Below are 17,135 nucleotides of genomic sequence, written 5' to 3' on the forward strand. Positions count from 1 at the left end.
ACCCAATATGAAATACGCCGATTTAATCAGTTTTAATCCTATAGAGAGCGTCCTTGCAATAGCAGAGGCCAATGATAAATCTCAGGCTAGTAACTTAGTCAAAAGTTACGTCATGTCCGATGATATGGCCGAAAAATTACAAATCAACATGCTTTCTCAATTAAAACTGGAAGATGTGGTTGATAATAAAGGCGTGTTTCTGGTCGGTAACTATGGAACCGGTAAAACGCACCTTATGTCCGTTATTTCCGCAGTTGCCAACGATGCTGACAATCTGGCCTTTCTGCAAAATAAAAAATTTGCCGATTATGCAAAGAATATAGCCGGAAAATTTGAAGTTCTTCGCTTCGAGTTAAGCGCCGTTAAAACCTCCTTACGTCAAATAGTCCTGTCCCGGCTCCAGGAAGATTTAAAAGGACGAGGACTTTCTTTCTCTTTTCCCAAAGAAGATGAAACCATCAGCAATAAAGATGTTTTGAAATCCGCCATGGAATTGTTTTCATCTAAACATCCTGATAAGGGTTATTTAATCGTTATAGATGAATTCCTTGATTTTCTTGGCGGCAAAGATGATCATGCGGTCCGTTATGACCTTGGGTTTATGCGTGAACTTGGCGAGATAGTAAAAGAAACCCGCCTGCGGATCATTCTTGGGGTTCAGGAAAAACTGTATGATAACCCCAATTTCAGCTTTGTTTCTCAGACCATCAACAAAATTAAAGACCGCTTTGAACAGGTAGTCATCCGTAAAGAAGATACCGCCTATGTGGTAGCGGAAAGCATCTTGAAAAAGACCGCTGATCAAAAGGCAATTATCCGTGAACATTTGCAAAAATTTACTTCCCTTTATTCCAATATGGATAGCCGTATTGAGGAATATGTAGATTTATTTCCCATACACCCCTCTTATATCGATGTTTTTAATAAAATCTACATGATAGAAAACCGGCATATCCTAAAGAATGTCTCGGAAATTATACGCCGGAATCTGGACAATATACTGTCAGACGAAAGTACCGGAGTTATATCCTTTGACAGCTACTGGTCTTTCATAAAAGAGAACAATGCGCTTCATACCGATCCGAATATTAAGGAAGTGGTGGATAAAAGTGGAAAACTCGAAGACATATTAAACCGCTCTTTCCCCAAAAAATTGTACAAGCCCCTTGCAGTACAGATAATTTTCGCATTAAGTGTCCATCGTCTGACCACTGGCGATACCAGTATTCGCGCCGGTTTAACCAGTGAAAATCTGCGTGATGACCTGTGCCTGTATTTACCCGGAATGCCCGACCAGACTTCCGATACCCTGCAATCAATCGTTCAGACCGTCCTAAAAGACATTATGACCACCGTAAGCGGTCAATATATCGACAGTAATCCCGATAACGGTCAATACTACCTTGAGCTGACCAAGGATATTGACTATGATGAAAAAATTAATCAGCGGGCGGCTGTCCTTGCCGATGACAGTCTGAATAATTACTATTATGACCTTATCTATTCCTCTCTTGAGTGGGACATCCAGGAATATGTGCCTGGCTTTAAAATTTATGAGCATGCCCTTAATTGGCAGTCTCATAATATCTTCCGAAAGGGCTATCTTTTTCTAGGCACCCCCGTAGATCGACCAACCGCACAGCCACCCCGCGATTACTATATATACTTTATACCCCCCTATGGAACCTCCACTTGGAATAATGAAAAAAAGGATGATGAAGTATTTTTCTTTCTTAAACCAAACGAGAGCTTTAAGAATGATCTCAAACTATATGCGGCGGCATTATTAAACCGTGATTTTGCAGACGATAAAAACAAGGCGCAGTACCAGGGCAAAGCCGAAATCTTCAAGAAAAAATTATTGCACTATTTTAGTGAAAATAAAAATACCGGATTTGAAGTCATTTTTAAGGGAGAAAAGAAACAACCCCTTGAAATTATACAAGCCAAATACAATAAAGACAGTACCTTTGTGCAAACTATTGATCTTATTGCAACTATTTGTCTGGATGGATGCTTTTCCACCCTGTATCCGCTAACTCCTTTATACAAAACAAATATTACCCTTAAAAACCTCTCCGATACCGTCCGTTCCGGTATTGAATATATTGCCGGACGTAAAACACAAATAGGCGCCGCGTTTCTTGATAGCTTTGGATTAATTGATACCGATTCGGTATCAATTAAGAATTCAAAATACGCCCAGTATTATTTGCAGAAATTGGAAGCCCTTCCGGAGGACACAGTCATAAATTTTACTGATATATATGAAAATATTTCAGCCGAATATATCGATAAACAGTTTAAAATTAGTTATGATATATTGCCGGTTGTCTTCTTAAGTTTGGTCTATTCAGGGAAAGCGGTATTATCTCTTAAGAATACCATCATAACCGCTTCCAATATCGAAAATTTGGTAAAGACGCCCGGCGCCGATATTAACGAATTTAAATACCTCTCAAGGCCTAAAGATGTTCAACTAACTGAGCTTGCCCATCTTTTTGACGTATTAGGCTTACAGAGCGCTTTAATACTGAATCCAGCAACTCGGGAAAAAGCCCTGGATAAGTTATTGGCAGAAGCAAAAGTCTTGACCGATAAAGCAGTAATCGCTGCCAGCAAACTGAATGATAACTTTGAACTATGGGGTGAACCTCTGTCTCCGTCCCATATCGCCGCTGAGTACAAAATTTCGACAAAATCGGTTTCCGATACTTTGGGCAATTTTCACGCACGATTTAATACCGTAGCCAAACTCAATAATTTTACCCTTTCAACGGGCGAAATTGATAAACTTGCGAAAGATATAGGCAACGTAAAAATAGTCGGTGAATATGAAACCTTAAAGGCCGAAACCTATCCCAATGTACTTTACATGGTTAATCTTGAAAGCATCGACTTGGGCGCCGCCATACGGGGTGAAATTGAAGCGGCAAAAGAGGCGTTCAGGAAAATCCGTGATGCCATTCCGCAATCCTTGGATGGAATTACGGGAGCACAGCAAATAAACGAAACCTTATCCAAGGTTAAAGAAAAATATATCAACCTCTATTTTGAGGAACATAAAAAGAAGCGCCTTAACAACAGCGACGCAAAGAAAAAAGGCGATATTATCGCATCCCCTAATCTCACCGCGCTTAAACAGCTTAGGAAAATAAGTATCCTTTCTACTTCAAAACTGGATACCATCGAAAAAGAGCTTGCCAGTCTTAAAGTATGTTATGAACTTACCACCGACATGCTTAAAACAAGCCATTTTTGTACCAAATGTAATTTTATGCTGGGCGCCCAGGATTTGCCTATTCACGGTAAGTTGGAAGAATTAAGTGACCGTATCGATACACTTTTAGCTGAGTGGAATACCACATTGCTCAATACCGTTTCAGATCCCTTAGTGTTGGAACAAAAGCAATATCTTTCTGCGGATCAACAGAAATGTATTGATGATTACATAGCCGCCAAAAAATTGCCCCAGACTATCGATCAGTTTTTTGTCAATGCTATCATAGCCTTATTGCATGGTTTTGAGCCTGTCACTATTCCGGCAATGGACCTTATTGACAAACTGGATGCTCTTGGTCCCTGCGAAGTTGAAAAATTCAAGGTGGAAATTACTGGTATAATCAATTCCTATACCGAAGGTAAGGATAAGTCCAAACTGCGTATCGTGATAAAGAGGTAGGTAAATATTGTGGAAAGGCGAAAATTGACCAAGACCGATATAGATAAAGTCCGAAACATCGAAGGCTTCCCTATTGCCAAGGATGAGGATATTATCGCCCTGTCAGACCCGCCGTATTATACCGCCTGCCCCAATCCCTTTATCGAGGATTTTATTAAAGAACACGGAACGCCTTACAATGAGGCGACCGACACTTACCATCGGGAACCATTTGCGGCTGATGTGAGTGAGGGGAAGAACGATCCGATTTACAATGCCCATAGCTACCATACCAAAGTTCCCCATAAAGCGATAATGCGGTATATTTTGCATTATACCAAGCCCGGTGACATTGTGTTTGATGGTTTTTGTGGAACCGGTATGACCGGTGTTGCTGCCCAGATGTGTGGTTGTCCTGATGAAGAATTCAAACAGAAGATAGAAAATGAAATGCCTGGAATAGAATGGGGCGCCAGAAAAGCCATCTTGAATGATTTATCCCCTGCGGCAACTTTTATTGCGTACAATTATAATACACCAGTTGATGTTGAAGAGTTCCGTAAAGAAGCGGAACATATTCTTGCAGAGTGTGAAACAGAATGCGGCTGGATGTATGAAACGATTCATGTTGATAAGAGTGGAAACCCAGTAATGGATTTACATGGGAATCCGGTTAAAGGGCGGATAAATTATACTGTGTGGTCTGATGTATTTATTTGCCCGACATGCTCAAATGAAATTGTTTATTGGCATGTAGCAATAGATGCTGATACCGAGAAAGTCATGGCTACTTTTGATTGTCCTCACTGTGGAAGTAACCTCAAAAAGCAAGATTGTAATTATTCACAAGAAACCCATTATGATATCGGACTAAGAACAAATGTGACTATTTCTAAACAAATTCCGGTACGTATACATTATACAATTGGTGGAAAACGATATACAAAAACGCCTGATGAGTTTGATTATGCTCTGATTGAAAAAATCAGTAATGAAGAAATACCTTTTTGGTATCCTACGAATAGAATGTGCGAAGGTAGTGAGAGTCGCCGAAACGACCGTTACGGTATTACTCACATACATCAATATTATACAAAACGGAATTTATGGTCATTGGCCGTAGCTGTCAATAAAGCTAATAATAATCGTACGTTATTTATTCTTACAGCTATAATGAAAACACTTACTAAAATGTTTCGTTGGGCTCCACATGGTAAGCATACGGCAGGAATGTCGGGAACGCTATATCTGCCATCAGTTACACACGAATATCCAATTTTTGGCGCAATAGAGCGTAGAATCGCATTGTATAAAGATCTGCTTAATGTTGCAGAAAAATACTCAAATGATACACTAATTTCATGTAGTGACTTGGCAAATACTTTTTTACCAAATGATTCCATTGACTATATTTTCACTGATCCACCATTTGGCGGTAATCTCAACTATTCAGAGCTAAGCTTTATTTGGGAAACATGGCTCAAGGTTATCACGAACAATAAGACAGAAGCGATTATTAATACTGTACATCATAAAGGCTTGCCAGAGTATCAAGCATTAATGACGCATTGCTTTTTTGAATATTATCGTGTGTTAAAACCTGGTCGATGGATGACAGTAGAGTTTCATAACTCTCAGAACTCTGTTTGGAACACCATTCAGGAAGCTTTGCAGCGAACAGGCTTCATCCTTGCCGATGTACGAACATTAGATAAACAACAAAGTAGTTTTAAGCAGGTAACAACTAGCTCTGCGGTTAAACAAGACCTTGTAATCTCCGCCTATAAGCCAAAAAATAATTTTAAAAAAGAATTTATTGCTAAAGCAGGAAGCCTTGAAACAGCGTGGACCTTCATTAGTCAGCACCTAGAACAGCTTCCGGTAGCAGTTATTAAAGACAAAAAAATAGAACTTATTACCGAGCGACAGGCTTATCTTCTTTTTGACCGCATGGTAGCTTATCATATTATGAACGGCATTTCCGTTCCCCTTGATGCATCCGATTTCTATAAAGGTCTGGATGAAAAGTTTCTATGCCGTGATACCATGTATTTTCTTCCCAATCAGGTCAATGAGTATGATACCGCCCGTATCAAGAACGAAGTAGAAAAACCTGAACTGGAACTCTTTGTAACCAACGAAAGAACTGCGATTGCTTGGTTATATAGTCAATTAGAGACCCCTCAAACTTATGGGGAAATCCAACCGAAATTTATGCGTGAAGGAAAGACCACCGATAAATACGAAGCGATCCCCGAACTTATGGTCATGTTGGAAGAAAATTTTATACAAGATGACAACGGCAAGTGGTATGTTCCTGACCGTACAAAAGAGGGAGATGTTGTCAAATTACGCGAAAAGAATTTACTCAAAGATTTTAACTCCTATCTTATAACCCCTGGTAAACTTAAACAATTCCGTACCGAAGCCATCCGCGTTGGTTTTGCCCGCCTTTGGGCAGATAAAAACTATAAACTCATCGTAGAAACAGCAGAACGCTTGCCGGAATCAGTCATTCAGGAAGATGATAAACTTCTTATGTATTATGATATTAGCTTGGGAAGGGTGTAATTATGAGTGATTTAATACACTATTATATCATACTCCTAAATATTCCTTTTATTTGTGATAAAAAGATATTAAATATTTCAGTGTGTGACATTAATAGAAAAAATATTAAAAAAATTATTTGTATCTCTTTATGCTATAAGGATTTATATGTTTATCAAAAAAGTAATGTCGATATAAATATTAAATTATATAATGCGGAGTGTGACATATGAACATTCGGGAATTTCTCGAATGTAATGGGCCTTCGCTATCCTCTAAAATAAAAAAACAGCTAATGGCTGAAGGTATGTCAGACGAGGCGGCACGACAAGCAATCTCAAGATTAAAAGGTGAAATCTACCGTCTGACTGAAATTAAGTTCCCTAAGCGAGAAACTTTTCTATATCTAAAGAGTCAATATAAATCTGATATATTTTATTATAACTTATCTAGTGCTATTGAAGAAACATCTTCCATACATAAATGCATAATAAGTGGATTGAGAAATTTTGGAGGCTGCCTTCCAATAGAAAAATTAAAAGTACTTTCTGGATGTCCCCAAGCCCGTAAAAAGAAAAAAACTTTTGACCAAACGCTTCATGAGTTAGAAGCGGTAAATCTAGTCTATAATAACGAAGAATTTTATTATTTAAACGATTCCCTGAAGATAAACAATGAATTGTACAACGACAATAAATTAATACTATATCTTAATGATTTTATAAAAGAAAGTCTTGCCTTGTGGTTACGAAAAAATAGTTTAGTTAGCTATGAAGCAGTTTCTTTTTATGGTGACTTCTCCAGTTATATTTGGGATATTACTGCTCCATCATATTTATTGCCATTTATTAAAATAAAAGCCGATGCTACAAAACCAGGGTTTATAGTTGCTGATATTATCCCTCAATCTGATATAGGCAATACAGATATTGATTATTTTATACGTAAAGTCGAAAGTTGTTTTCTGGAAAAAAATACAAGACCATTTATTCCTATTATTTTAGGATATAGTTTTGAACATGAAACGTTGAAATTTTTAAAAAGCAAGAATATTCTTGTGTCAACAATTTATAATTTTTTTGGTGAAGAAATTGAAAAAATCTTAAAGAATATTGAAAAAACATTGAAGGCAACCGCTATTAATGATGTTAATAGCATAGAAAATATTAATACCATATTAACTGCTGTGTCAAAAATTGAAGGCGAGACAAATAATCTTCGTGGGCATTTTTTTGAACTTATAGCTGGTCATGTTGTATCAAATATATATGCAGGAATCCCCAGGCTTAATCAAAAGATTGCACATGAAGGTAAAAAAGCAGAAATAGATATTTTGATAATAACTTCAAAAGAGATAATAATATATGAATGTAAAGGTTATATTAATTCAAGATTAGTTTCTAATACTGATATTGAAAAATGGAAAAATAAAATATCAATTATTTATAATTATTTTAAGAGCAAAGACGAACATTCAAATAAAAAGGTTGTTTTTAATTATTGGACAACTAGTGATTTTTCAGATGATGCCAAGAATAATTTGATGGAATTTAGTAATGATTTGAGGAAATATGTTGTAAGAAAAATGAATGGAAATGAGATATTTAATTATTCAAAAGAATTAAATCTGGAAAATATTTGTGGTATACTTAAACAATATTTTCCATATAACAACAAGGCGGTTAGGACTTATTTATGATAATAACTAAAGCCAATATTATAAATTATAAATGCTTTGCAGGAAAATTTCCTATTAACTTTAAAGATGGTATTAACATCATAGTCGGAGACAATGAGTCTGGAAAATCAACAATTTTAGAAGCAATAAATATTGCATTAACGGGTACTTTAAATGGAAGACCTTTAAGGTATGAATTAAATCAATATTTATTTAATAAGGATATAGTATCATCTTACCTTAGTAGTCTAAAAAGCAAGATTAAACAGGACCTTCCTTCTATTATCATTGAAGTATTTTTTTCTATTGATGATAACCCAAAATTTTTAGGAACAAATAATAGTGAAAGAATTGAAAGTTCTGGGGTTGTATATAAAATTGAATTTGATGATAGTTTTAAAAGTGAATATCAGGAATTAATAAAATCGAGTGAGCAGCTAGACACTATCCCAATCGAATACTATAAAATTTCATGGTATTCTTTTGCTGAAGAATACTTTCCAACAGCTAGATCAATACCTATAAAATCAGCATTAATTGATTCTTCATCCGCAAGATTGCAAAATAGCTCTGATATATATATATCAAAAATCATTCAAAATAATTTAGAAGATATAGAAAAAATTAATTTATCGCAGGCATATAGAAAAATGAAAGAGTCTTTTGGTAAAGACGATTCCGTTATTTCAATTAATAAAAAGATACAAGATAATATAATAATTACAAAAAAGAAAATAGAAATATCAGCTGAATTGCCAACTCAATCCGCATGGGAATCTTCATTAATGACATTCGTTGATGATACCCCATTTCAACAAATAGGCAAAGGTGAACAATGCGTAATAAAAACAAATCTTGCCTTGGAGCATAAAAAAAGCCAAGAAGCAGCTTTAATTCTTCTCGAAGAACCCGAAAATCATTTGACATATACAAAGCTCAATGAATTAATTAATAATATACAAAATAGATATAGCGACAAGCAGATTATAATTACAACACATAATAGTTTTGTAGCCAATAAATTAGATTTGAAGAATTTAATATTATTAAACAACCACAAAACTGCCCGCTTAGACAAACTCAATATTGAGACATACAACTTTTTCAAGAAATTGGCTGGTTATCCCACTTTACGTCTTATACTATGTAAAAAAGCTGTATTAGTAGAAGGAGATTCTGATGAATTGATATTTCAAAAAGCTTATCTTAATAAATTCTCAAAATTACCGGTACAAGATGGTATAGATGTTATATCTGTAGGTCTATCCTTTAAAAGATTTCTCGAAATTGCTGCAAAAATTGAGAAAAAAGTAGCGGTAATTACCGACAATGATGGTAATTATAAAGAAAAAATCGAAAAAAAATATGACGCCTTTAAAGAAATTAAACATATCGAAATATTTGCGGATACCAATGAAATATTAAATACTCTTGAACCGCAATTTGTTAATTCCAATACGGAGAACCTTCAAGAATTGTGTAAAATTATTCATATTGATTATTCAAAATATAATAATTTTGATAGCATTGTCGATTATATGAAGAAAAATAAAACAGAGTGGGCTTTAGCAGTTTTTGAAACAGATAATGCTATTAATTTTCCTGAATATATTAAAAAAGCGGTGGAATGGTGTAATGAATAATGCTTTTTATATTGCAGCTGCTGGTTCAGGCAAGACTACATTTTTAATTAATGAGGCATTAAAAAAAGATGCTTCGGTCTTAATAACAACATATACAATTTCCAATAAAGATGAAATTAAAACAAAAATTATTAATAAACTAGGATATGTACCCTCTAATATTGAAATTCAAACATGGTATGATTTTCTTTTAGCCAATGGGGTTAGACCGTATAAGGGTGCTATGGACGATGGATTATATAAAGAACACATTGGATTTACCTTTTCCAATGGGATTTCTGGTTTAAAATGTACGATGAAGAATGGAACACCGGTTTATTATAGCGAAGAAGAAATATATAATCATTATTTTACAAAGAATATTAAAATATTTTCTGATAAGACTTCAAAATTTACTGTCAAATGTAATGATAGGATTGGAAATAAAATAATTGAAAGAATAAATAAAATATTTGCATATATTTTTATAGATGAAGCTCAAGATTTAACAGGTTATGATTTAGATATTATAAAGCTTTTATTCAAATCAAGTAGTGAGATTATCCTTGTTGGAGACCCAAGACAAACTGTATATTTAACGCATCAATCAAAAAAATATATAAAATATCAGTATGGCAATATTCGAAGTTTTTTTGAAAATGAATTAGGTAAAAAGATAAGCTGTACAATTGATGAAGAAATACTTAATGCATCACATAGAAATAACCAATATATCTGTAATTATTCCACAAAATTATATCAAAATATGAAAAGAACCAATGCCTGCAAATGTACTGAATGCAGGACTTATGATATTGATCATGAAGGGATATTTATAATTAAGGAAGATGACATAGCAAATTATTTAGAAAAATATATGCCTGTTCAACTTAGGCCAGATAAAACAGTTTCTTGTGACGATAGATTCCCCGCCCATAATTTTGGAGAATCAAAAGGATTGACATTTAATAGAGTTTTAATACATCCTACAAAAACTATGACTGCATGGATTAAAGATAATTCTAAGCCTTTAGCTGATATGACAAGAGCAAAACTATATGTAGCAATAACAAGGGCAAGGTTTAGTGTGGGAATAATCATAAATTATAGTAACAAAGATATAAATACGCATGGTTATTGTTTTAATGATGAATTATTAATACCATATAATCCAGATGAAGGGGTAAGATAAAAATGAATGCTAAAAAAATCATTGGCCTCTTAATTCAAGGAGAAAGCCTTACGGTTGAATTTAAGGAGTGTAAAAATGCCTTAAGCAACAATATTTTTGAAACGGTCTGCTCTTTCTCGAATCGTTATGGTGGCTATATTTTTCTTGGAGTAAATGATAGTGGCGATATTATAGGGGTTAATCAGAATTCCATACCGGGTTTAAAGAAAAATTTTGCTAATATGTTAAATAACCCTGAAAAAATATCCCCAACATTGTTTCTTAGTCTTGAGGAACTAGAAATAAAGGAAAAAACCATATTGTATGTATATATACCTCAAAGTTCCCAGGTAGAACTCTGTTCCGGTAAAATATTTGATCGAATCGAAGATGCCGATATTGACATCACCAAATCGACCGATTTAGTAGCCAATCTCTATAACCGGAAATCCATGACTTTTACCGAACGTAAACTTTTCCCCTATGTAACAAAAAAGGAACTTCGACCTGAATTAATAAAACGCGCTCGGCAAATGGCATTAAATAAAATTTCTGACCATCCATGGAAAAACCTATCTGATATGGATTTATTTAAAAGTGCAGGTCTTTATGAAGAAAATTGGGTAACCAATGAGAAAGGGTTTAATCTGGCCGCAGTCCTTCTCTTTGGTCGGGATGAAGTAATCCGTTCTTGTGTCCCCGGCTATATAACCGATGCCTTATTACGCAAAGAAAATCTGGATCGTTACGATGATCGTCTAATGGTAGAAACAAACCTTATTGACAGTTTTGAACTTCTTATGGAATTTGTGGCAAAACACACACTGGATAGATTCTTTCTTGTGGATAATAAGAATGTTAGTGTACGGAGCTGGATCGCGAGAGAAATAATAAGCAATAGTCTTGTCCATCGGGAATATGCAAGTGTATTTCCTGCAAAAATTGTTATAGAAAAAGATCGTATATATGCGGAAAATTGGAACAAGGCGCTTAAACCGGGACGCATTACACCGGAGGATTTTACCCCCTATCCCAAAAACCCAATTTTAGCCCGTTTCTTTGTAAATATCGGGTTAGCTGATCAATTAGGTTCCGGTGTGCGGAATCTCTATAAATACACGAAAATCTACTCCGGCAGCGAACCGGAACTACTGGAAGGGGACATTTTCAAGACCACCGTTTTGTTGACCGCGGAGGGCAAACCTAGCGATAAACCTAGCGATAAACCTAGCGATAAACCTAGCGATAAACCTAGCGATAAACCTAGCGATAAATTGTCCCCGGCAGAAGGAAATTTTATGGAATCGATACTTCCTTATCTCAAGGAAAAAGGACAGATAGATGTAAAAACAGCTAGTAGTATATCCGGAAAATCAACCGCAAGAATAAAGCAGATTTTTACAAAATTAATCGAGGCTGGCATCCTGGAAAAACTCGGCGCCAATAAAAATCGAACCTACCAACTGGTGAAAAAATAATGCCAAGCGTTGGTGACTATGTATACGATAAAGCAAATAAATCACGTGTTCAAATAGTAGCGGTAAATAATTTATGGAATTATACCTCATACACCGTATTTAATAGCGTTACCAATAACGTATATAAAATACTCGAATCTGATATTACAACTGATGTTGTAGAAAATGACTCAAATGAGAACTATCTTCGTTATATTGCTCTGTTAACAAAAATCAAGCATGAGATAGCAAATGGGGTTATTACCAAACTATCCAACAATGTTATTCCATTACCCCATCAGCTTTATGTTTTAAATCGTGCAATATCAAGCAATAAAGTTCGCTATATTCTTGCCGATGAAGTCGGTCTTGGTAAAACCATAGAAGCCGGTCTTATTCTAAAAGAACTCAAAGCCCGTGGTCTTGTAAAGCGTACCCTTGTAGTCTGTCCGACAGGGCTTGTTACCCAATGGAATATGGAGCTTCAGGATAAGTTCAGCGAAATATTTAATATTATCAGACCGGAAGATTATAACACTATACGCCGTATTACCAATGTTAAAGAAGTTTATAGCCAGTTTAATCAAGTCATATCACCTATGGATTCCATAAAGCCTTTAACTCAAAGGGCAGGATGGACAGAAGAACAAATTACTCAATACAATGAGGAACGGATTTACTCAATTATCAACAGCGGTTGGGATTTAATCATCATTGATGAAGCCCACCGTGTCGCAGGTAGTTCAGGCGAAGTTGCAAGGCATAAATTAGGACAGCTTCTGGCAGCCGCTAGCCCCTATTTGCTTTTATTAACCGCAACGCCCCACAACGGAAAAACAGACTCTTTTTTACGATTGGTTAGGCTTATTGACGAAAAGGCTTTTCCAAATGCACGGGCAGTAATAAAAGAACAAGTTGCCCCCTATGTAATTCGGACAGAAAAACGCGAGGCCATAGACAATATCGGCAAAAAATTGTTTAAAAAAAGAATAACCATTACCATTTCACTCCATTGGGATGAACGCCATACTATGCAGAAAGAATTATATACCTTGGTTTCTGAATATGTATCTAAAAATTATAATAAAGCAGCCCGTAATCGCAGTAAAAACATGTGGTACATTATGCTTCTTATTATGATGCAGCGTCTGGTTACCAGCAGTACACGCGCTATAAAGGAAAGCCTGGAAAAACGCATCACCATACTGAAAGAAGATTATGAGTTATACAGAGATTTGCTTGAAGAAATCCCCGATGATGTTGAAAGTCTTATGGAAGCTTCGCTAAAGGCAACATCATTAGATATCGAAAGCGAAATACATGAATTAGGTCGCGTGCTTTCTGTTGCAAAACAGGCTGAATATCAATACCTTGATGTTAAAATTGATAAACTCTACGAAATTATTGACACAATATTTAGTCAGGATAAAAAAAGAAAAATCCTAATTTTTACAGAGTTTATTGTCACACAAAATTACCTCAATGAAATGCTTCAGAAAAGAGGTTATATCATTTCTCTTTTAAACGGAAATATGAATATTGAGGATAGAAATATAGTGTTGCAAAATTTTAAGGACAATGCCTGTATTCTCATTTCCACCGATGCTGGCGGTGAAGGTATTAACTTACAATTTTCCAATTTTATCATAAATTATGGACCTCCCATGGAATCCAATGAAAATTGAACAGCGCATTGGCCGTATTGACCGTATAGGTCAAAAAAATGATGTATATGTATATAATTTTATTCTTGCAGATACTGTGGAAAACCGTGTTAAGAAAGTGCTGGAAACAAAGCTTCAAACCATACTGGCAGAACTTGGTATAGATAAATATTCAGATGTTCTTGATACAGAAATATCGGATATAAATTATACAAAAGCTTATATGGACTCAATAATATATCCAAGTATTGACATCGAAAATAACGTCAGAGATATTGAGCAGGATTTTAAAATTCAAATCGAAAACGCCAATAAAATTAAAAATCTTATGAAAGAATCAAAACAATTAGAAAATCTGGTAGGCAAAGAAAATATTTTTGATATAGATACTGCTTTATCTCAAATGATTGCCTATTTCGAAAATTCAAAAGGAAATAATATATTAGCCTTGGATGATTATTCACTAGAAAATCCTATAATAAATGAACATATCAATAAAAACATTGTATATAATATAAATAGTGTAGTTTTGAATATAGCCATTCAGGATTTTTCAAATGAAAAAGGATATTTCATTATATGGTCTCTAACGCTGTTCTCAGATAAAAAGTACACTAAATATATTCCTTTATTTATTAATGACAGTTATATTTTACGGCCCCTTGCAGGGCAGAAGATTTGGGATGCCATATTAAACAATAATAAAATAATCATTTCTTCTCAAAGTGATCCACTTAATAGCAAAACATGGGAACATTTGGAGAAACAGTCGATGGAATATATTCATAATATTTTCATAGAAAATAAAAAAATTATAGAAGATAAGAATGAAGAAAATTATAATAAATATATGTATGTCATTAATGCCCGTTTAGAAGCAGCGGAAAATATAGGAATTGACCATATAAAGAAACATAAAGTTCATTCCATTATAAGAGAAAGAGAGGAATATCAACGCAATTATTCGCTTATTAATAAAATCATCCCCGATTTATCCCCAGTGCTTATGGTCCGCATGGAGTAATGAGATGTTTTTTACAAGATTAAAAGAAATATTTGATAAACTATATGTTCCCCATGTTATTTTTTATGATTGTTATGATTTTTCTAAATATTGTGATTATCTTGTTATTTTAGAATCATTGGGATATAATATAGTTGAATATAAAAATGTTGAAATGTTCAGAATCGAATACGAAAATATTATTAAGAATTCAGAAAATAAATATGCCATAATAATCAATAATAATATTTATGTTCCTTATGACATTATAAAAAATTGTGAAATAATTACATTATCGCTAAAATTGATATTCCCTTACTTGAACAACGCATATTTAGAGAAATACAAGCATGACTTAGATTTAATCAGCTTTGCTTATAAAGAATGTTATTCTGATTTATCAGACGAAAAAGAAACCGAGAAATTTATAACTAATATAGTATTTTCTGATGAAATGATATATCAATATATCATTGAAATTTTAATAAAAAAATTATATGAAATATGTCAAAATGCCCCATCATATTTTGAATGGTTAAAAGCAGGACAGATAAAAGCAAAAATTGATTATTATGGTTCAAAAATAAATACAATAATCGATACAGATTTTTTATTGGATCCTTTTTATAACTATATAATGACTGGTTATGGAAAACTGTCATTGGAATCAAATAATGCATTCCCGGTAATATTATCTAAAGTTCTACCATTCATCGCTAAAAATAAATTTGCTCTTATCGTAATGGACGGTATGTCTTTGTTTGATTTTGAAATATTATCAAGATATTTTGTAGAAATTCAATACGAATATTTTAATTCTTTTGCATTAATTCCGACCATGACTTCTATTTCTCGTCAATGCTTGCTATCTGGTAAATATCCCATAAAATTATCAGAACCTTTTAATTTAAGTAAAGAAGAAAAAGAATTCATTCAAGCAATGAGTGAATTAGGATATAAGCAAAATACCATCCAGTATTCAAGAGGCTATAACCCAGAGGTTAGTCCTTTGACCAAGGCCTTATGCATTATAATTAATGATATAGATGATATTGTACACGGACAACAACAAGGCCGTCAAGGGATGTTAAGGGAGATTGATTTACTTGGAAAGAAAGGAAAATTACAATCCTTGATAAAAGAACTATTTGAAAATGGATTTTCGGTATATATTACTTCCGATCACGGGAACACGCCATGCACTGGTATTGGCGCCATGCGCGGCTTGGGTATAGAAGTAGAAACAAAATCAAAACGTATGCTTGTTCTAAAAGATTTTGCCAAACTTAATAAAACAGTACAAGAAAATACTATAGAATATCCTGGTTATTATCTTGATAAAAAATATAAATACTTAATTTGTAAAGATGGTATTTCATTTGACAATATAGATGACGAAGTAATGACACATGGCGGTATCTCTATAGATGAGGTAATAGTTCCTTTTATTAAGATAAGGTCGGTATAACATGTTAAAGTCTGTTGGTTTCCTACGCGCCGTTAGCAATGCATGGCTTGACAAAACAGTTGAGCTATATTTGACCGGACTTGATCCTGATAAAATCAGAGAAGAATTAACCAATCATATTTCTTTTGAACTCAAGGGAAAAGAAAGTATACGGAAAACCATTGATGTTTTAATGGCAACATGGATAAACATTAATACAGAAAATCAGCAAGCCAGAAAAACAGCAATAACAGCATATAAAAATTGCGCGGAAAACCATAATATTCAGCATTATTGTATGCTTCTTCTAGCTTATCCCGTATTTAATGATTTCTGTAATCTCATAGGTAAAATATCAAAAATGCAGGATACTTTTACCAAATCATGGCTTAGGGATAAATTATTTGAACAATGGGGTGACAGGGTCTCCATTGACAATTCTTTAAAGTATTTGATTCAAACACTTCTATCATTACAAATTCTTGAGAGAATTGGGGTAGGAAAATATCAAATAAAAAAACATGAAATAATGGACAATCAAAATAAAATACTATTATTACATGCATTAGCCCTATTAGGAGGGACAAAATATTGTGTATTATCATCTGCAAATTTCCAGCCAATTTTATTCCCTTACATTGTTGAATTTTCTCCAGAATTAATACTTAATAATTCAATACTTGAATTATGCATATTCCAGGGGAAGGCAATTATATCATTAAAAAAAGATGGCTAATATTTCAATTCTTTTTCTTATCCAGCAGGATTTTGCCCTATCCACATACTACATAAGAAATCCTCATCGCATTATTCGTAACCGTCAATTTAAGCGGTGAACATATTCCAGGGAAGCAAATTTTCCCAGTCTTCCGTGGACACGGC

Annotated in this window: 10 protein-coding genes; all 10 read left to right on the forward strand. The window is 34.2% G+C overall.

Going from position 1 to position 17,135, the window contains the following annotated elements; genetic code table 11:
• Window positions 1-7 precede the first annotated feature (7 nt).
• The 10 genes from TPRIMZ1_RS18025 (at window position 8) to TPRIMZ1_RS0100130 (ending at window position 16,989) form a co-directional block, all read left to right on the forward strand.
• Window positions 8-3,682 carry a DUF6079 family protein gene (locus tag TPRIMZ1_RS18025; RefSeq protein WP_010252922.1) on the forward strand — a complete coding sequence of 1,225 codons (3,675 nt, stop codon included), beginning with the start codon at window positions 8-10 and terminating at the stop codon, window positions 3,680-3,682.
• Window positions 3,683-3,706: 24 nt separating this feature from the next.
• Complete coding sequence (locus TPRIMZ1_RS0100090) at window positions 3,707-6,232, forward strand: DNA methyltransferase (protein ID WP_198429875.1); 2,526 nt, start codon at window positions 3,707-3,709, stop codon at window positions 6,230-6,232.
• 208 nt (window positions 6,233-6,440) lie between these two features.
• Complete coding sequence (locus TPRIMZ1_RS0100100; protein ID WP_010252928.1) at window positions 6,441-7,910, forward strand: NERD domain-containing protein; 1,470 nt, start codon at window positions 6,441-6,443, stop codon at window positions 7,908-7,910.
• Window positions 7,907-9,532, forward strand: coding sequence for an ATP-dependent nuclease (locus tag TPRIMZ1_RS0100105; protein ID WP_010252930.1), 1,626 nt, complete (start codon window positions 7,907-7,909; stop codon window positions 9,530-9,532). Before TPRIMZ1_RS0100100 ends, TPRIMZ1_RS0100105 begins: the two co-directional genes overlap by 4 nt.
• Window positions 9,525-10,703, forward strand: a complete 1,179-nt coding sequence (locus tag TPRIMZ1_RS18030) for a UvrD-helicase domain-containing protein (RefSeq protein WP_010252932.1) — start codon at window positions 9,525-9,527, stop codon at window positions 10,701-10,703. The genes TPRIMZ1_RS0100105 and TPRIMZ1_RS18030 overlap by 8 nt, the downstream gene beginning before the upstream one ends.
• A gap of 2 nt (window positions 10,704-10,705) precedes the next feature.
• The gene (locus TPRIMZ1_RS18035; protein ID WP_010252933.1) at window positions 10,706-12,160 is read left to right on the forward strand and encodes an RNA-binding domain-containing protein; all 1,455 of its coding nucleotides are present in this window, start codon (window positions 10,706-10,708) and stop codon (window positions 12,158-12,160) included.
• Window positions 12,160-13,824, forward strand: coding sequence for a DEAD/DEAH box helicase (locus tag TPRIMZ1_RS20640; protein ID WP_198429876.1), 1,665 nt, complete (start codon window positions 12,160-12,162; stop codon window positions 13,822-13,824). Before TPRIMZ1_RS18035 ends, TPRIMZ1_RS20640 begins: the two co-directional genes overlap by 1 nt.
• Window positions 13,814-14,827: a hypothetical protein gene (locus tag TPRIMZ1_RS20645; protein ID WP_198429877.1), complete on the forward strand. Its 1,014-nt coding sequence runs from the start codon at window positions 13,814-13,816 to the stop codon at window positions 14,825-14,827. Before TPRIMZ1_RS20640 ends, TPRIMZ1_RS20645 begins: the two co-directional genes overlap by 11 nt.
• Window positions 14,828-14,831: 4 nt before the next feature.
• Window positions 14,832-16,274, forward strand: a complete 1,443-nt coding sequence (locus TPRIMZ1_RS0100125; protein ID WP_010252936.1) for a PglZ domain-containing protein — start codon at window positions 14,832-14,834, stop codon at window positions 16,272-16,274.
• Window position 16,275: 1 nt separating this feature from the next.
• Window positions 16,276-16,989: a hypothetical protein gene (locus tag TPRIMZ1_RS0100130; protein WP_010252938.1), complete on the forward strand. Its 714-nt coding sequence runs from the start codon at window positions 16,276-16,278 to the stop codon at window positions 16,987-16,989.
• Window positions 16,990-17,135 lie beyond the last annotated feature (146 nt).

The organism is Treponema primitia ZAS-1, assembly GCF_000297095.1.
Classification (GTDB): domain Bacteria; phylum Spirochaetota; class Spirochaetia; order Treponematales; family Breznakiellaceae; genus Termitinema; species Termitinema primitia_A.